Origin of the sequence: Methanobrevibacter sp. (genome assembly GCF_017539065.1) — an archaeon.
Classification (GTDB): Archaea; Methanobacteriota; Methanobacteria; order Methanobacteriales; family Methanobacteriaceae; genus Methanocatella.
In genome coordinates this window covers 14,921-37,686 of record NZ_JAFYHP010000016.1, presented here as the reverse complement: position 1 = coordinate 37,686, position 22,766 = coordinate 14,921, and the positions used below count along the sequence as shown (strand labels likewise).

Below are 22,766 nucleotides of genomic sequence, written 5' to 3'. Positions count from 1 at the left end.
AAAAATTTCTCATATTTATTTGATAATTTCTTATTTTAATTTAATAGTATTTAAATTAGTAGGTTAATCTTTATTCCATTGTTATTGATATAAATCAAGTTTTTTTAAAAAAATAGCAAATTTTATAAAAATATATTAAAAATAAAGCAATATTGATAAAAATAAGGTAAAATTGAAAAAATGTAAGAATTAGTAAAATTCATTCATTCTTTCAAATGCATCATCAAAGCTAGGCATATTGGTTTGGCAACCTTGATGCTCAATAATGAATGATGAAACTGATGATGCGAATTTAGCAGAAGCTTCCAATGATTCTCCATTTAGGAATCTTGATAAAAATCCTGCTCTGTAGGAATCCCCAGCTCCTGTCGGGTCAACAACACTGGTAGCGATTGCGTCAATCTTAATTTTATCTTCATTGGAATAGATTTCACTACCATTTGCACCACAGGTTTTAACAATGATTTTTGGACCCATATTTCTTAAGCCAGTCAAATCAACTTCAAGGGCATCTAAAATCCTTTCAATTTCATGATGATTACCGAATAATATTGTTGTGTTTTCAATAACATCAATCAATTTTTTAGTGTCATACATTCCAAGGTCTTGACCAGGGTCAAATGAAATGAGCAAATCTTCATTTTTCGCTTCTTCTGAACATTTCCAGTTGAAATCCGGATCTCCAGTAGCCAAGTGAATTGATTCCGCATTTTTTATTGCGGATGTTGGCACTTTGCTTTCAGCGAATTCTCGGGCCGCACCCCAGTAGAAATAGCTGATTTGGTCATCATTATCATCAGTTAAAACAAATGCGGTAGGAGTAGCTTCACCGGGAACAATGATTAAAGATTCTGTGTCGATATCAAGATTTTGCATATGTTCGTAGTATTCAGTCTTTTTGAAATCCCCACCAACGGCGGAAACTAATGAAGTTTTTAATCCTAGGTTTGCTCCAACACAAGCCACATTTGCAGCTGCTCCACCATTAAAGGTTTTCATATTAGTTATTGGTGCTGAAAAATTTGCTTTTGGAAATTCCGGCACTCTTATAATGTAATCATGAGCAGAATGACCAACTGCTAGTAAATCTCTCTTTTTTGCCATAATATCGCCTTTTTATTATTCAATATAATATTGTGTTTCATCATTATTTAATGTTTTGAAAGTGCACAATTTCATAGATATGCAACTTTTGAAAACACAGTTTCATGAGTGTAGTGATAGTTATATGAGTATTATAAATATTCTTTTTTGCCGAGAGCATTTGAAAAGTATTCAACCCATTGGAGTGAATCCTTGATTTCCTATGTCTTTTTGAGCATCATTAATTAAATATCTAATATATTCATCAACTTCAGCTTTATCTTCATTTACTTTAACAACACTAATTACATGTTGGGTATCATACTTTAAAAGCTCGTTTCCTTTAAAATAACTGGCATTTAAAAAAGTGTATAAATTTTCGGAATTCTTGACTATTTTAAAAGCATCAAATTGGGAATTAACACTTTCTTTTAAATTATATTCTATGTCATAGTGTCTTAAACTGTTCCATGCAAGTCTTTGGGCGGAACCTTTGACGTTTACAAAATCAAGACCTTCCAAATCAGAAATGCTCTCAACATTTCTGGATTCGGGGCTTGAAACCAAAACAAGATAATCATAAGCTATCGGCATAAAGTTAATGTCTCGCTCATAAGCGATTAAAGGATCATCTAAAGTTAGGATGTCAACCGCACCTCTTTTAGCAAGTTCAAATGCATCTTCATCAGAGCTGCTGTAAATGTTTACATCAAAAGGAGTGTTTATGCTTTCTAAAAGCCCAGTACTAATATGGCCTCCCACAATGTTAATTTTAGGAGTCTTTTCAATTTGAATTAAATATTTCCTAAATTCCTCAAGCAATTCCAATCCCTCTTGGGTGAGGTGAGTCCCGTTTCCAATTTTTTTGGTAATTTTCACACCTAATTTGTCTTCTGCTTTAAGCAATCTTCTGTTAAATACGGTGTGTGAGATGTTTAATTCTTTTGCAGATTTTCTCTGGGATTTAGTTCGTAATAGAGAATCTAGGCTTTGGTATAATTTATAATCATAAATTTCACCATTTATCTCCAAACTTATTAATCCTTCACTTTCAAATTTCATTAATTATATATAAAATTGTAATCATAATTAATAATATTGATTTAAAGGTAGATAAAAATGGAAATAATGAAAACCTCTATAAAAGCCATATTGGATAATATTGAAAGTGCACAGGAATTTTTAGATGAACAAGCTATTGAAGAGTTTGAAGAAATAATTATTAACTCCAAAAACATTTTTGTTACAGGAGCTGGAAGATCCGGGCTTGCTGCAAAGGCATTTGCCATGAGATTAATGCATTTAGGCTTGAGTGCATATGTTGTCGGCGAAACCATATCTCCTGCTATTTATGAAGATGATTGTATTGTAGCCATCTCAGGTTCCGGTGAAACAAACACTATCGTATCCGCTGCTAAAATTGCTAAAAAAAGAGGTTCAAAAGTTTTAGCACTAACATCCTATCCAGAATCTACCTTAGGCCAACTCGCAGACAGCTATATCCTTGTTAAAGGAAGAACAAAAAAAGAAGTGGATGACGAAAACTATATGAAACGTCAAATTTACGGAAACTATACTTCCCTAACACCTTTAGGGACCGCCTTTGAGTTGACTACATTAGTATTTTTAGATGCAATCGTTTCCGAATTGATGGAAAAAATGCATCAGACTGAAAGTGACCTGAAGGCAAGACACACAGTCTTAGAATAGAATTCTGTTCTGATTATTATAGATATTACAGCGTTGGCCTCTTAAAAATCCAACCAATGTAATATTTCCTTTTTTTGCAATATTGTATCCTGAATTAGCGGGAGCTGCGTTTGATGCTAAAATTGGAACGCCTGCCCTTGTCATTTTGATAACCATGTCTGCCGGCATTCTGCCGCTGTAGATTACATAAGAATTATTCAAATCAAAGCCATGCAGTATTCCATAACCGATTACTTTGTCTACTGCAACATGGCGACTCACATCCTCTTTTACAATAAATTGATCTTTGTAAACAATTCCAGCAACGTGTGTTCCGCCGGTGGCCTGCCATATTTCAGCATTGTCTTTGAGCTCTTCTATTCTGTCAATCAACTCATGAACATTAACTTGAAAATCGGATTCGACAGGATTAACTTCTTTAATTTTGCTTCTCCATCCTCCTGCGGAATCAGAACATAATACGGTTTCGTTTGTTTTTAATAATGTATCATCAATTTCAACGTTAATTTGTGGGCCGTTAATTTCTATTTTTTTAATATCATCTAGAGACTTCACCATATTTTCATTAACTAAATATCCGACTGCAAATTCTTCAAGTGAGTCTTCAATTGCAGATAAGCTACGTGAAATCTCTCCATTTATGGTTAAAGTTATTGTTTCGTCTTTCACGACATGTTCCTTGGCATTTATAATCTCGTCATTTTTGAAATGTATCGCATCAATTTCTTCAATTTTCATCTTTCCACCTTAAATATAACATTTATTATTATAACTATTTAATTATTATATTTAGGAGATTTCTTGATTATAATAAAAGGTTAACATCGAAATAATCTGCTAATTTTTAATTCATTTTAAATAATTTTTTTCCATTTTTTAGGTTTAATTATTTTTGAATTTTTTTTTAAAAAAGTAATATTTCCATTTTAAAAATTTTTTCTTCAATCGATTTAGATTTTTAATTTTAGTTATTTTTGAAATGATATGAATTTTTACTAGTTTTTTGATAAAAAAAGACGATATTAAGTTATTTTCATATTGGCACTTTTTTTAAAATTATAGTTAGATAAGATTTTTGAATCATGTTTTTTCAAAACCAACGATTTTGCTAATGTAAAAAAAGTAAATTAGAATTATTTAAATGTTATAATCTAAAAGAAGAATTTTAACACGATGTGTATGGTGTCCATCATGATTTATCATTATGTTTAAATTTGTATCGTTGTAGTATTTAAATATTTCTTTTAGCCTCTAATCGCAAAGCCTTTTTATATATAATAGTCTAATATAATATCATAATACTCTTTGAACTATTTGTAAGATTCATTAAGTATTATAAAAAATTATAAAAAAAGGGAATAAAAGAGGTTGATAAAATGAGTTCATCTTTCAAAAGTCCAGTAGATACTGCGAAAGCAATTTCCGGAACTGCTGGAGCAAAAGACTCTGCAAAAATAGATAATGTAATTATTCTCTCCTTCTTAGCAGGAGCATATATTGCATTTGGTGGTTTATTAGCTGTAGTTGCAAGCGCAGGTATGTTAGATGCAGGCGCTCCTCTCGGTTTAGAAAAATTCGTATTCGGTGCAGTGTTCCCTGTAGGTTTGATTATTGTTGTACTTGCAGGATCTGAATTATTCACTGGAAATGTAATGTTCATGACTCTTGGTGTTTTAGACGGTTCCGCTTCTATCGGCGGTCTTGCTAAAAACTGGGTAATCAGTTGGATTTTCAACTTTGTCGGTGCTTTATTCGTAGCTTACGTTTTAGCTTTCATGGGAGGTATTGCTCCTACTGATTCCGCAGCACCAGCTTACGCAATTTCAGCAAAAGCTATGGCAGTAGCAGCTGGAAAAGTTACCATGCCTTTCGAAGTTGCATTAATTAAAGGTATCGGTTGTAACTGGCTTGTATGTTTAGCTGTATGGTTAGCTAACGCATCAGACGATATCATTGGTAAAATCTTTGGTATTTGGTTCCCAATCATGGCATTTGTATGTATCGGATTTGAGCACAGTGTTGCAAACATGTTCTTCATACCATTAGGTATGTTCTTAGGTGCTGAAGGTGTAACCTGGGGTACTATCCTCATTAACAACTTGCTCCCTGTAACCATCGGTAACATCATCGGTGGTGGACTCTTTGTAGCATGTCTATACTGGTACACTTACTTAAAAGGATAAGCTAGTAAACTTAAAGAAGCTTTTTAAAAAGCTTCTTTTTAAATTATTTTATATATAATAAGATATTTTGGAGATTATAAAATGGTTGAGATTAAATATGTACCAACAATTTGTCCATACTGTGGTACAGGTTGTGGACTTAACTTCGTCGTAAAAGACGAAAAAATTGTTGGTGTAGAACCTTTAAAAAGACACCCTGTAAATGAGGGTAAAGTATGTCCAAAAGGAAACTTTGGATACCAATTTATTAATAGGGAAGACAGATTAACTACTCCTTTAATAAAAGAAAATGGTGAATTCAGAGAAGCTTCCTGGGATGAAGCATTAGATATGGTTGCTAAAAAGCTCAAAGAAGTGTCTGACGAAGATCCAAACAAAGTTGGATTCTACGCATGTGCTCGTTCACCAAACGAAAACATTTACATTACTCAAAAATTAGCAAGAGTAGCTTGTGGTACTCAAAACGTAGACCACTGTGCACGTATTTGTCACGGTCCTACTGTAGCAGGTTTAGCTAACACTTTCGGATCAGGTGCTATGACCAACGGATTCGACAGTATTAAAGAAGCTGACTACATTTTCTGTATTGGATCAAACAACATGGAAGCACACCCATTGTTTGGACGTAAAATGATTCAAGCTAAACAAAACGGTGCTAAATTAGTTGTATTAGACCCAAGATTCACTCCTACTGCTAAAATTGCAGATGAATATGTTCAATTTGAAACCGGTACTGACGTAGCTTTAATGAACGCTATGATTAAAGTCATCATCGACAGAGGATTACAAGATGAAGAGTTCATCCACTACAGAACCAAAGGTTTCGAAGAAATGAAGGAAACCGTTCAAAAATACACTTTAGAAATGGCTTCCGAAATTACCGGTATCAAACCGGAAGTAATTGAACACTTAGCTATTGATTATGCATCTGCTGATAAAGCCGCTATCGTATACTCATTAGGTATTACTGAACACTCTCACGGTGCAGACAACGTTATGTCCACCGCAAACCTTGCAATGTTAACTGGTAACATTGGTAGACAAGGTACCGGTGTAAACCCATTAAGAGGACAAAACAACGTACAAGGTGCTTGTGATATGGGTGCATTACCTTCCGATTACGTAGGATACAGAAAAGTTAAAGACCCAGAAACTACCGCATGGTTCAACGACTACTACAGTGGATACGGTTACGAAGTAAACTTACCAACCACTCCTGGTTTAACCTTAGTAGAAATGATGAACGCTGCTCACGCTGGTGACTTAAAAGTATTATACATCCACGGGGAAGACCCAGTTCTCTCTGATGCTGATGTACAACACACTAAAGAAGCACTTGCTAACTTAGAAATGTTAGTTGTACAAGAATGTTTCTTAACCGATACCGCACAATGTGCTGACGTTGTACTTCCTGCAGCAGGTTGGGGTGAACAAGAAGGTACCTTCACCAGTGGTGAAAGAAGAGTACAATGCTTACACAAAGCACAAGAACCTCCTGAAGGCGCATGGGTAGATTGGAAAATCATGGAAGAAATCGCTGTTAGAATGGGCGTTCCTAGAGAATTATTCCACTACGAATCTGCTGAAGAAATCTTTGAAGAAATCAGAGAATGTGCCCCAATCATGGCAGGTATGGACCGTAAAAGATTAGACACTCCTGAAGCACTTCACTGGCCTTGTCCTTCCGAAGACGATCCATGTCAACCATTAATGCACAAAGTAAAATTCGCTCACCCTGATGGATTAGGAATTTTCCAAGCATTAGAACACAAAGGGCCTGTTGAAACTGTAGATGATGAATACCCATTATTATTAACCACTACAAGGATTTTGTTCCACTATCACGCTGCAATGACCAGAAGATGTGAAACCTTGTCCAATGAGGTAAAAACAGGATTCATCGAAATCAACACCAAAGATGCTGAAGCAAGAGGAATTATTGACGGTGAAGTAGTAAGAGCTTTCTCAAGAAGAGGAGAAATCGCAATTCCTGCACGTGTAACTGACAACATTAGAGAAGGAATTGTAAACATTCCAATGCACTTCGTAGAATGTGCAGCTAATGTATTAACCAACTCCGATTCTTTCGACCCTAAATCTAAAATGGTTGAATTAAAAGCTTGTGCTATCCAAGTAGAAAAACTCCCTGAAGTATTAGAAATGAAAGGAGAAGTCTACAAAGATGGTACTGACACTGAAATTAAAGCTGAAAACATGGCAACTACCACCGTAAAAGTAGGTAAATAAATAGGGAGTAGATTTAAATGAGTTCAAAAATTAACGATATGTACTACGCATACTCTGCTATTGAAGATATCAAAGAAAAAGGGGAATATGGTGGAGTAGTAACCACTATCATGAAATACTTATTAGAAGAAGGTATCGTTGACGGTGTTGTAGGCGTAACCAAAGGTCATGATATTTATGATGGTGTACCAACCCTTATAACCGACCCTGCTGATGTTATTAAAACTGCAGGTTCCATTCACTGTGGTACATTAAACATTGCTAAATTCGTATCCAAATACTTGGACGGTGCAAGATACATGAAACTCGCAGTTGCATGTAAACCTTGTGATGCAATGACCATCAGAGAATTAATGAAAAAAGGAAAAATCATCGAGAAAAACGTCATTATGATTGGAGTTAACTGTGGTGGAACAATGTCACCTGTTCCAACCATGAGAATGATTAGAGATGTATACGATTTAGATCCTAAAGATGTTATCAAAGAAGAAATCGCTAAAGGTAAACTCATCATGGAAACTGCTGACGGCGAAAAAGCTTTCAAAATCGATGAATTAGAAGAACAAGGTATGGGTAGAAGAGAAAACTGTCAAAGATGTAATCTCAAAATCCCTTCCAACGCTGACTTAGCTTTAGGTAACTGGGGAGTTATCGGTCCTTTAGCAGGAAAAGCTACTTTTGTTGAAGTATTCTCAGATAAAGGTGCAGAAATTTTAGACAAAGTTATTGAAGCTGGTTTAATTGCTACCGAAGAACCTATCGCAAAAGGTATCAAAATCAGAGAAAACGTTAACAACTTCATGCTTAAAGAATCTCAAGCTAAAAAGGACATCGATTATGCAGGCACTACCGGAGACATCATCGACGTATTCTATCAATACGAAGACGAATTCTCCAAATGTATGAAATGTTACGGCTGTCGTGAAGCATGCCCATTATGTTTCTGTGAAGACTGCTGTCTCGAAGCTGAAGGTCCTGAATGGGTACCTGGTGGATACACTCCTGCTGCTCCATTCTTCCACTTAACACGTTTAGTACACATGGTTGACGCATGTACCAACTGTGGACAATGTTCCGAAGTATGTCCATGTGAAATCCCTGTAGCTAAAGTATGGAGTACCGTAAACAACAAAGTAAGAGAAATCTACGGATACATCCCTGGTATGGGCAGTGACGACCCACTTCCATTCACTGATCACGTATCCAAAGCTAAATGGTTATAGGGTTCATCCCTATTTCCTTTTTATTTTTTTTCAATACAGAAATAACGCCGTTATATATTCAACTTAAAAAAATAATAATCAATCCGTGTTGAATGGTTCACGGTTATTGATTCCGGCAATGAAAATTTCCTTTAGACTTTCTTCACTTTCACCATTTCTGACATGTGAAATCAGTTCAACCAAATTATCATTTCTAAGCAAACATGGTTTGATTTTGCCGTCCGGAGTAATCCTTAATCTGGAGCAATTTGCGCAAAAGGTAGAGTTATCAACAGGCCTGACTACCTCGATTTCTCCACCGTCTATGTAATATTTCTTACGCCCCTGCATAAATTTACGTTCATGCACATCATCAGCTATATCAGCCAACTCCTTTTCAATGTCATCTAGCTTGTAATGATAATCTGCACTAAACTTGTCATCGTCACAATTTTCACTTTCAATCAATTCAATGAGTTGGAGCACAATGTCATGTTCCTTGCAGAATTCAAACATCTCTTCAATTTCGTTTTCATTGATGCCTTTCATTATGACCATATTGATCTTCACCGGATAAAGCCCCACTTCAACGGCCTTCAGGATTCCCTTTTTGGCATCTTCGAGATAATCCTTTTTTGTGATGAATTCAAATGTTTTCCTATTAAGTGTATCGAGGCTCACGTTGACACGATTAAGCCCTGCATCTTTAAGGTCCTGTGCATATTTTTCCAACAGAATTCCATTGGTGGTCATTGAAATGTCCTTAAAGTCAAGGCTATTGATTTTGCTGACGGTCTCAATGATGTCTTTTTTAAGCAATGGTTCCCCGCCAGAAAGCCTGATTTTTTTAACGCCAATATTCTTAGCCACTTTACAGATTGTGTACAGCTCATCGGCGGTCATTTCATCTTTGGACTTTACCATTCCATCATGGTGGCAATACAAACAGTTCACATTGCACCTGTTTGTCAATGTAATCCTTAGTGAAAGAATAGGCCTTTCATATTTATCCCTAACAACATTTTCCAACATGATATCATTCTTCCACTTTAACGTTTATTTTTTTAATTTCAGAGTCGATTTCCAGGGAATTGACAACTGCATAGATTGTTTCTTTTAATATCCCTTGGGTAAAATCATTTATTTCAACATCATGACCATTGGTTTTAAGCGTGATGTCGGCATCAGCCAATTCATCTGCAATGTTTGATATTTCGACATCTATTGTCTTGACGCCATCCTCGGTTTTGATTGAGTTGACCATTCCTTTTATGGAGTTTGAAACGATTGCTGTGGCAAATTCGTTGATTTCAAGGTTTTCATCATTGATTAGAATAGTGCATTTTGCATCAATTGGGGTTTGCGGAGTTTTCTCTTTAGGAATCATCAGCTCTATTTTGCCGATATCCTCCACATCATAGTCCTCAAGGTTTAAAGTATTGATAACTCCAATCACGCTTTGCTTTAAATAATCACTTACAAACCTGTTAAGGCCCACCACCTTGCCGTCAATTGACAAATAGCTATGAACTTCATCTAAATCATCTATAGTAAGATTTCCCTGACGGATTTCAGCCGCAATTGCTTCGCCATTGTTGAATCCGCAGTTGTTTGCAAATAATGTGTCTACAATGTCATGGCCTCTTTGTTCTATGAGGTCGGCCAATTCGCTGACCCCTTCCTCGTCAATTGTAAACGAATCGACTTCTTTAATGGTGTATTGGTCTCTTACGTTAGGGGAAGTAATGATTTTGGGATAGTTGTAGCTTTTATATCCTTCGATAATTACAAAATCATATTCATCAAAGTGTTTTATTAAATATAATATCCTGTTCAGATCCATTTCCTGGCGGGCATTGAAAAATGTGGTTGATCCGACACCCACAACTAGGTTTGCACCGGCCTGCTTATGCTTCCATGTGTCTGTATTTTCCTTGTCCATTTCGATGGAATGGTGGGAGTGCTTGATGGAAGCTACATTATAACCCCTTTTTGTTAACTCGCTAATGACTTTCACGGTCAGTGAAGTCTTTCCAGTATTTTTTTTACCAACTATGGATACTATCTTCATTTCATAATCCCCTATATTAATATTAGATTTAAGTAATAATTATATTTTTTTAAATTGGACGTGTAGTTACTACACGCTTTTTTTGAACATCGAATGTCATTTTCATTCATGTGTAGTTACTACACATAAAATTCAATTTTTTTAGTGGCTAACGATGCATTTTTTCTTGAAATTCTAATTATTATTATGCAATTTCGTTATTGACAAAGATTGCTTGTGGCATTGATAAAATTCGATTAAAATTGTTTTTTAATAATTTTTAAACATTTTAAATAAAGTTTATTTAATTAATAAATCCTTTAAAATTATCTATTTTTAATATTGTTGGATAAAAATTTGAATTAGGCAATCCAAAATTAAAAATTTAGGCAATTTTTGAAAATCACAAGAAAATAACCGATATGTTTATATGTACAATTCGAGAAAAATTTTAATTGACAATAATGTCTAACTTTTTGGAGGAAATAATATGGCAGTAAAAATAGATTCAGAAGCCTGTGGACACATTGAAAATTGTCCAGTACAAGGTTTATGTGTTAAAATTTGTGAACAAGGCGCATTAATCGAGGAAAATGGTGATGTAACCATTGTCCCTGAAAAATGTGACGATTGCGATTTATGCATTCAAAATTGCCCAAATCAAGCAATTTCAAAAGCATAAAAGAGGAGAGGTAGCATGTTTAATATAGAAAGAGACGGTAGTGAACATCGTGTATTATCCTACAAAGATAAAAATTGTGTAGGGTGTGGGATTTGTACCGAAGTTTGCCCAACTGATTCATTAAGATTAGGGCCTACAGTCCCTATCGCACGTGGATTAATTGAAATGGATTTAGTCTCTGTGAAAGAAGATTCATGTGCATTTTGCGGGTTATGTTCAGTAGCATGTCCATTTAATGCTTTAGATTTAACTATTGATGACGTTAGTGTTAAAGAATTGGATATTTATCCTCAATGGGATAAAGGATCAGAAATTAGTGATGATTGTATCTACTGTGGCAGGTGTTACGAAGTCTGTCCTCAAGATTCAATTATTTTCAAAAGGGAACTTCCTGATCGTTCCGAATTAGTGAGAGGAGAAATAGACATAGATGATGAAAAATGTATCTACTGTTCATTCTGTGCTGATTTATGCCCAGCAGGAGCAATAACTGTTAAAAACGTTCCTACTGCAAGCAATGATGTTGTGAACAACACAATTGAAGTGGATGTATCCAAATGTATTTTCTGCGGAGTCTGTAAAAGGATCTGTCCAGAAAAAGCAATTAGAGAAATCTGTGCTACATGTATGTACAATGAGGAAATTGAAGTTCCGGAAGTTACTGGAGAAGTATTCATTGTTGATGATACATGTGTAAGTTGTTCATGGTGTGCTGAAATATGTCCTAAAGATGCAATTACAATTGCAAAACCATTCGAAGGCACATTAGAATTGAATGAAATTGAAGCAGATGAAAAAATCTGTAAAGGCGATTCTTGTCACGCATGTCAAGACGTATGTCCATGTAACGCTGTTGAAATCGTTGATGGCAAAGCAGTTACTAATTTAGACTTCTGTAACTTATGTGGAGCTTGTGTAACCGCATGTCCACAAAATATCAGAGAAGTATCAAGAACAGCTATGAAACTAGATAATATTAAATCCAAATCCTGGAGTGAAATCTTAGATTCATTGCTTGTTGGAAAATAAAATTTTTAATTTCACCTACTGACTGTCACCATATAACCACTTTTTTATTTTTTTTGATTTTGATTTTAATTGTAATGTGTAGTTACTACACACTTTAGGCAAATCAAAAAATTTTTTTATAATTTTTAGGATTTTGTAATACTTTGTTACTAAAATTGTATTACTTATTTTTAGTATGTTATTTCTATTTTTTCATAATACAAGGATATATTTGAGGTTACAATTCATAATATATATTTTTATAAAATATTTTGTATAATAAAATTATTTTATAGAGTTATTTTTTAATTAAGGCTGTTTTATTCAATATTGAAAAATAAAAATGTGTACTATTCCCACAGTAATATATAAAACTTTTGATTTAATTCTAGTAGACAACTATATTTATATAAGTAAATATATATTCATATCATTACACATTGGTGGTTCAAAATGCCGAAACATATTGCATCTGGTCTTAAATATTTGGCTGCGGTCAAGTTGAAAGATGCTGGTAAAAGTCATCAAGCAATTGCTGACGAGCTAAGTGTCGATAGATCTACCATATCTCATTATTTGAATGGTAGAAACTTATCTTGGAACTCTATTGATGTTGCAAGAACAATCGTAGACTTATCTCCCAGGGATTTTTTGAAAATGACCGAGGCAATATTTGACGAACCAGAACAGAGTCGAAAAATTGTGAACATTTGCCGAGAAAGAAATTTCGAAGTAATTATAGCGGACTCTTGTATTGGTTGCGGCTTATGTGTAAATGCATGTACAATGAAAGCTATTAAGTTAGAATCATTACAAGCGCATGCAGACTCCATACAATGTTGTGGCTGTGAGCTATGTAGCGAAGACTGCCCAACTAAGTCTATAAAAATTTTGGAGATTGAAAATGATTAGAAATTTAAAAGAGGTTCAAGACAACAACTTTGACATCACAAGAGATGCTGAAGAAGTTAGAAAATTGTCTTTCAATGACTCTACTTGTTTAGGTTGTGGAATCTGTGAATCTACTTGTCCTGTAGAAGCAATTACCTTAAATCCAATTGCTGTGGACGCACGTCACAGAATCTCAAACGACATTTATTTCAGTGGTCATGAAAAGATTGCTCAAAACTTCAAAGACGAATTTGATGTTCAAAGAGTAAGCATTGACGAAAGTAAATGTGTATTATGTGGTATGTGCAGCGGTTTATGTCCTGTTGATGCATTAGTATTAACTATTGACGGCGTACCAATCAAAGAAATTGAAGCATATCCTCACTACAACGCTTTCTCAGAAATTAATGATGATGAATGTATTTACTGTAAAAGATGTGAAATCGCATGTCCTCGTGATGCAATTGTCATTGAAAGAGTTTTACCAGCTCGTGCTGATTTAGTAACTGGTGAAATCGAAGTAAATGAAGAAGAATGTATTTACTGTGGCGTATGTGGCGAATTATGTCCTGCAGAAGCAATCGTCGTAGATAAAGAAACTGGAAAAGAATCTATTGTCATTGACAAAGAAAAATGTGTATACTGTTTAGTATGTAAAAAATCTTGTCCTACCAATGCTATCAAAGCACTTTGTAGAGCATGCAGCTATGGTGAGTATGATTTAGACCCTGCAAAAGCTGTAGTTACCGGAAACTCCGTAATTGACTCTGATTTATGTGTATTCTGTGGATGGTGTGAAGGAGTATGTCCAACTGATGCTGCTAAACACAAAAAACCATTTGAAGGTTCTATTGAAATCGACGATGAAAAATGTCAAGCTTGTGGAGCTTGTGTAGATATTTGTGGATGTAACGCTTTAGCATTCCCTATATCCTCAGGTCCTGGTTCTAGAATGGAACATGTTATTGCATACAATGAATACTGTGTAAAATGTAAAGCATGTGCAAAAGCATGTCCTAACGGCGCAATTACCGTAAAAAGAACTGAAATTGACCACACACCTATTAGCTCAACCACTTGGAAAGAAGCTTTAGACGCAATTAAAGATTAGGTGATTAGATGGAACTTAAAGTTAATCAAGATAATTGTTTAGGATGCGGGATTTGTGTTATTGCTTGTCCTGTAAATGCTGCTATCAGTCCAGAAAATGCTGGTGGTAATGGTGCGAAGACTGAAGAAGTTATTATGATGGTAGAAAATGGATTTATCAAACTTTTCAGTCCGGAAAAATGTGAAAAGTGTGGAACATGTCAAATGTTTTGCCCAGTAAATGCTATATGGTTAGAATAGGGGGAAGATTATATGCATTATGCTAATACTTATTTAGAAAAACCTGTAGTACCTGATGTAAAAATCACTGGTGAAGGAACAACTGATGTTTTAAAATGTATGTTAAACACCGGTTCTGATATCTACCAAGGTGCTTGTAAGAAAAGGGGATCCACATTAAAACAAGAGTACAAAAATGCTTCCGGTACTTGTTACATGGATCCAAGAGATATGGCAAAGTTAGGTGTAAACAACTGGGATACTGTACTTGTAAAAACCGATTTCGGTGAAGTAGTAGTAAACTGCGCAGTATCAAGAGATGCACCTCACGAAGGAACTGTATTCATTTGTAAAGGACCATGGGCTAACACTATTGTAAGTCACGATACTTACTGCTGTTCTGACCCTACTTACAAAGGAATTAGATGCACTGTCGAAAAAACCGACAGAAAAGTATTACTCATGGCTGACTTAATGAGATGGGTATACAAAAAATACGTTGATGAAGAAGATGACGATGTTGTTGAAAACATGGAATCTTTAGGTGAATTACCTGTTTATCACGGACGTAAATGGGAGGAGTTGATTGATCATGACTTATGAGCCACCTATAACTGATTACGATTACATTGTTGAAAATTGTACCTGCGCATTTTGTGGTTGTAACTGTGACGATTTAGATTACTTGGTTAAAAACGGTCACGTTGTTGCTGTAAGACACGCATGCAGATTAGGTGCAAGTAAAATTATGGAAGATATGGATCAAAGATTAATTGTTCCAATGATTAGGGATGAAAACGGAGAACTCAAAGAAGTTGATTGGGATACCGCTTTAGACAAAGCTGCTGAATACATTGCTAATTCCATCAGACCTGTATTCTACGGTTGGTCTGAAACTTCTACCGAATGTATGAAAGAAGGTGTAGCATTAGGTGAATACATCGGTGCTGTATTAGATAACCAAGCTACCATCTGTCACGGTCCTTCTCTCCAAGCTGTGCAAAACGCAGGTTACCCTATTCAAACCTTAGGAGAAGTTCAAAACAGAGCTGACATGATTGCTTACTCCGGAAGTAACGCTATGAACTCTCACCCAAGACACATGGCAAGATATGCTGTGTTCTGTAGAGGATACTTCAGACAAAGAGGAAGATTCGACAGAACTGTTGTTACAATGGATCCAAAATTCTCAGATACCGCAAAATGTTCTGACAAATGGATCGGATTTGAACAAAACGGAGACTACGGTTTCTACAACGCTATTAGAGCAGTTCTCAGAGGAAAAGAATTATACCAAGACGTAATTTCTGGAATTCCTAAAGAAGACATCTACGAATTAGCAGAAGAAATGAAAAACGCAGAATTCGGTGTTCTCTTCTTCGGTTTAGGTTTAACCCACACTTTATCAAAACAAAGAAACATTGATATTGCAATTAAAATGGTACAAGACTTAAACAAATACAGTAAATGGGGTCTTACTCCAATGAGAGGTCACTTTAACGTAAACGGATTCAACATTTTCATGGCATTCGAATGTGGATTTGCTTTCGGTGTTGACTACTGTAGAGGTTACCCAAGATATATGATGGGTGAAACCAACACTATCGATTTGTTAGTAAGAAAAGAACCTGACTGTTTCATGGTTATTGCAGCTGACCCCGGTGCTCACTTCCCTAACGGAGCTAACCAACACTTGGCTAACATTCCTGTTATTCAAATCGATATCCACTGGGGTCCATCAACTGAACTTGCTGATGTTGTATTACCAGGTTCATTCATTGGTGTAGAATGTGCAGGTACCAGTTATCGTATGGATGGAGTTCCTATCTACATGAAAAAAGCAATCGACAAACCAGAAACCTGTCGTGACGACGAATGGATTGTCCGTGAATTGAAAGAAAGAGTAATGAAACTCAGAGAAGAGCCAAACACAGCTCCAAAATATGTGCCAAATCCAAACGCACTCTAAAGGTGATATAATGGAATATATTCTTAAAAACGGTATTGTCTACGACCCTGCTAATGAAGTCAACGGGGAAAAGATGGACGTCATGTTCAAAGACGGCCTTATAGTAGATAATGTATCCGCTGATGCTAAAGTCTTAGACGTTACCGATAAAATAGTCATGCCGGCAGGTATTGACCCTCACGCACACGTTGCAGGTCCTAAATTAGTAGTAGGAAGATTATACAGACCTGAAGATTCCAGAAGAGGTGTTACTCAAAAAACTAAAGTATTAAGATCAGAATCTGGATTCTCCATTCCAAGTTGTCCTGCAACCGGTTACAGATACTCAAGATTAGGTTACGGTACTGTTGTAGAAGCAGCTATGCCTCCTCTTGAAGCAAAACACACTCACGAAGAAATTGCAACTATTCCACAATTAGACATTCCAGCTTTACCATTATTTGGTAACAACTGGTTCGTAATGGAATATGCAAAAGATAACAATATTGAAGACATCGCAGCATTCGTCGCTGCTTGGTTAAAAATCTCCAAAGGTTACGGAATCAAAATCGTAAACCCATGTGGAAGTGAAGCATGGGGATGGGGTATGAACGTACATGGTTACAATGACAAAGCACCATACTTTGACGTAACTTCCAAAGAAGTCGTTATAGCTTTAGCAAAAGCAAACGAAATGTTAAACTTACCTCACTCTATCCACATTCACCCTAACGATTTAGGACACCCAGGTAACTACACTACAACTTTAGAAACCATGGATTCCGTTAAAAACATTAAAAAAGGTTCAAAAGCAGCTGAAGTCAGAGACCAAGTTATGCACGTTACTCACTTGCAGTTCCACTCATACACTGGTAACAGTTGGAAAGATGCAGGATCTGCTGCACCTGAACTCGCTGACTACATTAACAAACATGACCACATTACCTGTGACGTAGGTCAAGTTACTTTGGATGAAACCACTACAATGACTGCAGACGCTCCTATGGAATACGACTTGTTCAAATTATCCGGTCTTAAATGGACCAACAAGGACATTGAATGTGAAACCGCAGCAGGTATTATTCCATGTATTTACTCTGGTAAAAACCCTGTTAATACATTACAATGGGCTATTGGTTTAGAATTGTTCTTAGGAATTGAAAACCCATGGCAAGTATGTTTAACTACTGACCACCCTAACGCAGGACCATTCACTAGATATCCTAGAATTATCTCCTGGTTGATGAGTAACCAAAGAAGAATGGAAATGATGGAAAACGGAGAAGTTCACAAATGGGCTCAAAGAAGAACCACTCTTCCAACTCTTGACAGAGAATACGATTTCTACGAAATTGCAACTATTACAAGAGCTGCTCCTGCTAGAATCTACGGATTCACCGATAGAGGTGCTCTTACTCCTGGATACAGAGCAGACATTGCAGTATACGACATAAATCCTAATGAAATTGATCCATCCAGACAAGCTGCTGACATTGAAAAAGGTTTCAATGTTGCTGAATACACTATTAAAGATGGTCAAATCTTAGTAAAAGACAAAGAAATTGTAAAAGTTAAAGAAAGTCAAAACATTTGGGTTAACGTAAAAGGATGGGAACAAAACGAACAAAAAGTTATCGACAACATTATGCCATTCTTTACACAATACTACTCAGTTAAATGGGAAAACTACCCAGTACACGACCACTACGTATCTAACCCAATTAGAATAGATGTTGATGGTAAATAGGGGTGTTTAATTTGAAAACAATAACATTTGATCAAATCAAAACTTCTTCAATCGCTTTAGAATTTGATGAGTTAATTCCTGATGAAATTTACTCATGGACCGAAGATGATTTCGCAAAGTATCAAGTTCCTATCGGAAACTCAAGGTTCCCATTAACTGACTTCTTCAAAGTAACCGTTGAAGGAGAAGCTAACGGACCTAATGATGTTGAAATGATTTTAAACGGTGACTTAAACAGAGTAAAATACATCGGTTGTAAAATGAGCGGTGGAAACATCGTATGTAACAGCAGTGTAGATTTACACGTTGGTGCAGAAATGTCCGGTGGATCCATTCTCGTTAAAGGTAACGCAGCAGCTCACGCTGGTAGAGAAATGTCTGGCGGATACCTTGAAATCGAAGGAAATACCAAAGAATTCACTGGTGCTTCATACATCGGTGAATGGAGAGGTATGACCGGTGGACAAATTGTTGTCGGCGGTAACGCTGGTAAACAATGTGGTGAATGTTTAACTGGTGGAAAAATCCACGTTAAAGGTAACTGTGACATCTTAGCAGGTATTCACATGACCAAAGGTGTCATTGAAATCGACGGTGACGTAAACCGTTGGCCTGGTGGACAAATGAAAAACGGTAACATTATCATCCACGGATTCCTTGGAAGATTACTCGAAGGATTTGTCCTCAACGGTATTGTTGTAGATCCTGAAGTAGAAGGCGTTGTTTACGAAGGTAAATATATCCACTATACTGGAGATATTGGTCTTAACGGTAAAGGTAACCTTTACTTAGGTGCTGAAACCAACAAAGAAAAATTAGCTACCTACGGAGAATTAGACGACGAATATACTTCAATCAGAGAATACAGGAATTTATAATTCCTTTCTCTTTTTTCTTTTTTTTAATTGAGATAAGTGATATTATGGTAGAAGAAATTCAAATGACCCTAGAAGACGCAATCGAATATGTCAGAAATGAAGTTAAAGTTAGAGATCTTTTGGAAATTTCTTACAATCGTATTTTTGCTCCAGGTGAAGTTTTGGGAATCACTGAAGAGGATGAGGAAACTGGAGAAGGTCTAAGGGTTGCAATGCAGTTAACTGGTGAAATCTTAAATCAATCCATTGAAGTCGATTTCAATGAAATCGGTGAAGATTTAATTGAAATGCGCCACATTACTGATGAAAAAGAGCTGATTATAGAGCTTCTTTAAATCATCTTTTTTTTATTAAAAATTTTTTTTGTTCGTATGAATACAAACATTTATATATGTTAAAATATATTTTAATATAGGAAGTGATTGTCATGAAAGAATTGAAATTAACAACTGAAGATGCAGTGAAATACTTAAAAGAAAATGTAAAGATTCATGATAATATTGAAATTTCATACAATAGGATTTTTGCCGAAGGTGAAGTATTAAACGTTGATTTCTCCGAATATTTCGGAGAACCGGGATTCAAAATGTTAGTATCTCTCGATGAAAGTGATTTGGGAGCCACTATAGAAATAGATGTCTATGAAGTTGAAGAAGACATAATAGAATTCATTCACTATCCAAAAGATGGTGAAGAAGTGGAAGTTACTGTAATCTGATTACAGTCTATCCATTTTTTCAAACGGAAGCAGCTTTTCAACAGCTTTAACTTCTATGTCAACGCCCTTTTCTTTTACAGCACCGATAGAGTTAAGTCCACCACCAGTGATAACTCCAAAATTATAATTGTCCACTTTTGAATTGTAGACAAGTTCCCTTGGCTTTCCAATCTTATAGATGGAAAATCCGATATTATTCAAAACATCCAGAATCTGCACTGCATAATCCCTTGAGATATATGGAATTTCCTTTACACTTGCCAATATCTTGTTCGGTCCATTCTCTCCGGATATTGATGTCATGTTTTTTGATAGGAATATCTTGTGCGGATCCAAGGTTGTTCCGTTATATGAAATCAAATCGATGAATAGCGGAGGTTCGGACAGCTCAAGCAGTCCGCTGTATTTCGGATTGCTCATTATTCCATTGTTTATCAGTATTCCGTCGATGCTTAAGCTACATATTGTGGCTATGCCCACTTTGTCTTTGTCGTCAGGATGGTCCACTAATTTGTAATATGGATTGATGTATTTCGGATTGTTGTTGAAGGTTTCTTCCATGATGCCCAATGCATCGTCCAGGTCTTTCTTATTGACATAGGATACGTTTGCAACAATCTCTCCCTTCTGCTTTTCAACGTCAAAGTTAACCTGCTGGATTAGGTTCCATGATTTTGAAAGCACAAACGGTATTTTCGGTTGCTTTTCAATGGATGGGGCTGTAAATATCTGATTGATTTTTGTTGTTATCGGTGATAAATTCTCAAAATTTGTTATTTCTTCAGCTATTTTAATGTCAATGTCCTGACCCAATTCTTTGAGTGCACAGAATGGAGTTATTCCTCCAATGATGGCTATTCCAACCATTCCGTCAGGAACTGGTAGTCCGAGCAGATCTTTTCCATTCTCGGAAATGCCGATTACTCCACCGATTCCAATTTTGTCTAATTGACTTATTATTTCAACGGTTTTTTCTTTTGCAATTTCAGGAACTAACCTGAAGTTTGCAGGAATTATTCCGTTGCCGTCGTTAATCACATCCAATACAGTTGTTAGATTGGCATTTGAAAAGGCGTCAAGCGGGGTCAATGATGTCTTTTTGTAGGATATGATGTCTGTGAATTTGATCGGCTGGTTATTTTCAATTTGAAGCAGTCCTCCGTATTGGGGTTGTGAAGGTATCCCATTGCTTAGCAGCACCCCATCGATTGTTGTTCCGCAAATTGTTGTGACTTCAATTTCTCCGGAAACTTTATCTTCATTTATATTAACGTAAGGACTAACAGAAAGTCCACTTTCAAAAATCTTTTTCATTATATTAATTGATTCTTCATTATAAAGAGTTGATGTATTGACAACCACATTTCCCTTTTGTGTCATATATGTAAAGTCAGTCAAATAAATCATTTCTTCAATTTTTGAATAAATGAAATCAACTTGATCATAAATTAATCCCTTTTCAAGTTTTTCAAGGCCCAAATCTGTGATGACTCTTCCGGAGTACCCTACCTTTTCAGTAAAGCCCTTTTCATCTAAAATCTGCATATGGTACCTGACGGCACGTTCGCCTAAGTTAAAACCCTTTTCTTTTAACTCGTCAGCTATTACTTTTGAACCGGTAGGTTTTTCTTGTTTAGCTAGTACCCTTAAAATTTCTATCATTCTGTATTCAGATTCTGACATGAAAACCCTCTAAAAAATAAAAATAGATATTTAGATTAGATATCTAAATATTTTCTTTGTTCGTATCCAAATACTTGAACACGGTATTCGTCCCATTCTTGATATTTGAGCTCTAGGAACTTTTCGCTGATGTGAGGTCCTAATGCGTTTAATATAAGCGGGTCCTCTTCAAGGGAATGGTAGGCTTCCCATAAACTGGTAGGCAATACTTCAATTCCTCTTGCTTCTCTTTCTTCTTCGGTCATTTTGTAAATGTCATCTTCCACAGGGTCGCCAGGGTCGATTTTATTTGTGATACCGTCAATACCCGCTTCAAGCATTACTGTAAATGCGAGGTATGGGTTACATGCAGGGTCCGGAGACCTGTATTCGATACGGGTTGCTTTTCCACGAGCTGCAGGAACTCTAATCAATGCGGATCTGTTCCTATAACCGTATGCCATGTATACTGGAGCTTCATAACCTGGCACTAAACGTTTGTATGAGTTAACGATTGGATTTGTAATTGCTGTAACTGCACGAGCATGTTTGAGCAACCCTCCCATGAAGTAAAGAGCATCTTTTGAAAGGCCTTTTTCTGAATCAGGGTCTGAGAAAAGGTTTTCATTTCCTTTGAATATGGATTGGTGACAGTGCATTCCACTGCCGCTCACGCCGAAGAAAGGTTTTGGCATGAATGTTACCCTGTAGTCCAGTTGGTCAAAGGTAGCCATATTGTCTACGATAGCTTTGATAGCCTGCTTGAATGTAATGACCGCATCAGCGGTTTTAAGCGCATCTTTAAATTTAAATGCGATTTCATTTTGACCTGGAGCTACTTCGTGGTGGGATGCTTCAACTTCAAAGTCGAGGTCCTCAAGGTTTAAGGTGAGTTCCCTTCTGAAATCAGGGCCCTTGTCGAGAGGTTCCACGTCAAAGTATCCCGCTTCATCGTAAGGCATAGGATATCCGTTTTCATCGATGTCCACAATGAAGAATTCCGGTTCCGGACCGATATTGTATTTGAGTCCTTTTTCTGCAATTTTTGCCAAGGATTTTTTAAGCAGACCTCTTGGGTCTCCAATAAACGGTTCGTTATCGGCAGTCCATACGTCACAGATGAATCTGCAGGTTGCGGATTCCTCCGGTCTCCATGAAAGTCTGGAATAAGTGTTAATGTCAGGTTTTAAAACTAAATCACTTTCATTGATTCCAACAAATCCTGCGATTGATGACCCATCAAACAACATTCCTTCGTTGAATAGTTCGCTCATGTCTTCGTTGTTAAATGGAATAACAATGTTTTTTACAGTACCGTTGATATCAACAAATTGTAGGCGGATAAACTTGATGTTATCCTCTCTCATTTTTTCTGCTATGTTTTCTATTTTTTCTTCTGGAATATCACTCATTAAATCAAGCTCCATT

22 protein-coding genes are annotated in these 22,766 nt (G+C 36.1%); 15 read left to right on the top strand and 7 right to left on the bottom strand.

Features of this window, described 5'->3' with window-relative positions:
• Positions 1-189 precede the first annotated feature (189 nt).
• Both IKS50_RS04285 and IKS50_RS04280 read right to left on the bottom strand, forming a co-directional pair.
• A complete protein-coding gene (locus IKS50_RS04285) occupies positions 190-1,104 on the bottom strand; it encodes a carbohydrate kinase family protein (RefSeq protein WP_292845890.1) in 915 nt (304 codons plus the stop codon).
• Between the two features lie 171 nt (positions 1,105-1,275).
• The gene (locus IKS50_RS04280; RefSeq protein ID WP_292845887.1) at positions 1,276-2,145 is read right to left on the bottom strand and encodes a LysR family transcriptional regulator; all 870 of its coding nucleotides are present in this window, start codon (positions 2,143-2,145) and stop codon (positions 1,276-1,278) included.
• 57 nt (positions 2,146-2,202) lie between these two features.
• On the opposite strand from IKS50_RS04280, the gene hxlB reads away from it, so the two are divergent.
• Positions 2,203-2,793 carry a 6-phospho-3-hexuloisomerase gene (gene hxlB / locus IKS50_RS04275; RefSeq protein WP_292845884.1) on the top strand — a complete coding sequence of 197 codons (591 nt, stop codon included), beginning with the start codon at positions 2,203-2,205 and terminating at the stop codon, positions 2,791-2,793.
• Here the strand turns inward: hxlB and fdhD are convergent.
• On the bottom strand, positions 2,785-3,531 hold the full coding sequence (gene fdhD / locus IKS50_RS04270; protein ID WP_292845881.1) for a formate dehydrogenase accessory sulfurtransferase FdhD: 747 nt from the start codon (positions 3,529-3,531) through the stop codon (positions 2,785-2,787). The two genes, hxlB and fdhD, sit on opposite strands and share 9 nt — an antisense overlap.
• Before the next feature lie 638 nt (positions 3,532-4,169).
• Between fdhD and IKS50_RS04265 the strand changes: the two genes are divergently transcribed.
• The 3 genes from IKS50_RS04265 (at position 4,170) to IKS50_RS04255 (ending at position 8,446) form a co-directional block, all read left to right on the top strand.
• Positions 4,170-4,976 (top strand): formate/nitrite transporter family protein, encoded by an 807-nt coding sequence (locus tag IKS50_RS04265; RefSeq protein WP_292845878.1) that lies wholly within the window; start codon positions 4,170-4,172, stop codon positions 4,974-4,976.
• 81 nt (positions 4,977-5,057) lie between these two features.
• The gene (gene fdhF / locus IKS50_RS04260) at positions 5,058-7,223 is read left to right on the top strand and encodes a formate dehydrogenase subunit alpha (RefSeq protein WP_394357520.1); all 2,166 of its coding nucleotides are present in this window, start codon (positions 5,058-5,060) and stop codon (positions 7,221-7,223) included.
• A 17-nt stretch (positions 7,224-7,240) separates the two neighbouring features.
• Positions 7,241-8,446 (top strand): Coenzyme F420 hydrogenase/dehydrogenase, beta subunit C-terminal domain, encoded by a 1,206-nt coding sequence (locus IKS50_RS04255; RefSeq protein ID WP_292845875.1) that lies wholly within the window; start codon positions 7,241-7,243, stop codon positions 8,444-8,446.
• Positions 8,447-8,524: 78 nt separating this feature from the next.
• Here the strand turns inward: IKS50_RS04255 and moaA are convergent, their stop codons facing one another.
• Both moaA and mobB read right to left on the bottom strand, forming a co-directional pair.
• The gene (gene moaA / locus IKS50_RS04250; protein WP_292845872.1) at positions 8,525-9,457 is read right to left on the bottom strand and encodes a GTP 3',8-cyclase MoaA; all 933 of its coding nucleotides are present in this window, start codon (positions 9,455-9,457) and stop codon (positions 8,525-8,527) included.
• A 4-nt stretch (positions 9,458-9,461) separates the two neighbouring features.
• Positions 9,462-10,496, bottom strand: a complete 1,035-nt coding sequence (mobB, locus tag IKS50_RS04245) for a molybdopterin-guanine dinucleotide biosynthesis protein B (protein ID WP_292845869.1) — start codon at positions 10,494-10,496, stop codon at positions 9,462-9,464.
• Between the two features lie 469 nt (positions 10,497-10,965).
• On the opposite strand from mobB, the gene IKS50_RS04240 reads away from it, so the two are divergent.
• The 11 genes from IKS50_RS04240 to IKS50_RS04190 all read left to right on the top strand — a co-directional run bounded on the left by IKS50_RS04240 (position 10,966) and on the right by IKS50_RS04190 (position 19,676).
• On the top strand, positions 10,966-11,157 hold the full coding sequence (locus IKS50_RS04240; protein ID WP_067040033.1) for a 4Fe-4S binding protein: 192 nt from the start codon (positions 10,966-10,968) through the stop codon (positions 11,155-11,157).
• Between the two features lie 15 nt (positions 11,158-11,172).
• Entirely contained in the window at positions 11,173-12,186 is a 1,014-nt protein-coding gene (fwdF, locus tag IKS50_RS04235) for a tungsten-dependent formylmethanofuran dehydrogenase subunit FwdF (RefSeq protein ID WP_292845865.1), read from the top strand.
• A 432-nt stretch (positions 12,187-12,618) separates the two neighbouring features.
• On the top strand, positions 12,619-13,077 hold the full coding sequence (locus tag IKS50_RS04230) for a 4Fe-4S dicluster-binding protein (RefSeq protein WP_292845862.1): 459 nt from the start codon (positions 12,619-12,621) through the stop codon (positions 13,075-13,077).
• Positions 13,070-14,167: a tungsten-dependent formylmethanofuran dehydrogenase subunit FwdF gene (gene fwdF / locus IKS50_RS04225; RefSeq protein WP_292845859.1), complete on the top strand. Its 1,098-nt coding sequence runs from the start codon at positions 13,070-13,072 to the stop codon at positions 14,165-14,167. The genes IKS50_RS04230 and fwdF (IKS50_RS04225) overlap by 8 nt, the downstream gene beginning before the upstream one ends.
• A gap of 8 nt (positions 14,168-14,175) precedes the next feature.
• Positions 14,176-14,406, top strand: coding sequence for a 4Fe-4S binding protein (locus IKS50_RS04220; protein WP_067040044.1), 231 nt, complete (start codon positions 14,176-14,178; stop codon positions 14,404-14,406).
• Between the two features lie 12 nt (positions 14,407-14,418).
• Complete coding sequence (locus tag IKS50_RS04215) at positions 14,419-14,988, top strand: molybdopterin dinucleotide binding domain-containing protein (protein WP_292845856.1); 570 nt, start codon at positions 14,419-14,421, stop codon at positions 14,986-14,988.
• Complete coding sequence (locus IKS50_RS04210; protein ID WP_292845853.1) at positions 14,978-16,354, top strand: formylmethanofuran dehydrogenase subunit B; 1,377 nt, start codon at positions 14,978-14,980, stop codon at positions 16,352-16,354. The genes IKS50_RS04215 and IKS50_RS04210 overlap by 11 nt, the downstream gene beginning before the upstream one ends.
• 7 nt (positions 16,355-16,361) lie before the next feature.
• Entirely contained in the window at positions 16,362-18,080 is a 1,719-nt protein-coding gene (locus tag IKS50_RS04205; protein WP_292846300.1) for a formylmethanofuran dehydrogenase subunit A, read from the top strand.
• Positions 18,081-18,082: 2 nt separating this feature from the next.
• Positions 18,083-18,958, top strand: a complete 876-nt coding sequence (locus IKS50_RS04200; protein ID WP_292845850.1) for a formylmethanofuran dehydrogenase subunit C — start codon at positions 18,083-18,085, stop codon at positions 18,956-18,958.
• Between the two features lie 44 nt (positions 18,959-19,002).
• The gene (locus tag IKS50_RS04195) at positions 19,003-19,293 is read left to right on the top strand and encodes a DUF2097 domain-containing protein (RefSeq protein ID WP_292845847.1); all 291 of its coding nucleotides are present in this window, start codon (positions 19,003-19,005) and stop codon (positions 19,291-19,293) included.
• 92 nt (positions 19,294-19,385) lie between these two features.
• A complete protein-coding gene (locus tag IKS50_RS04190) occupies positions 19,386-19,676 on the top strand; it encodes a DUF2097 domain-containing protein (RefSeq protein WP_292845844.1) in 291 nt (96 codons plus the stop codon).
• Here IKS50_RS04190 and IKS50_RS04185 read toward each other — a convergent pair whose 3' ends face one another.
• A complete protein-coding gene (locus IKS50_RS04185) occupies positions 19,677-21,359 on the bottom strand; it encodes a DUF128 domain-containing protein (protein ID WP_292845841.1) in 1,683 nt (560 codons plus the stop codon).
• A gap of 35 nt (positions 21,360-21,394) precedes the next feature.
• The gene (gene glnA, locus IKS50_RS04180; protein ID WP_394357519.1) at positions 21,395-22,765 is read right to left on the bottom strand and encodes a type I glutamate--ammonia ligase; all 1,371 of its coding nucleotides are present in this window, start codon (positions 22,763-22,765) and stop codon (positions 21,395-21,397) included.
• Position 22,766: the final 1 nt, after the last annotated feature.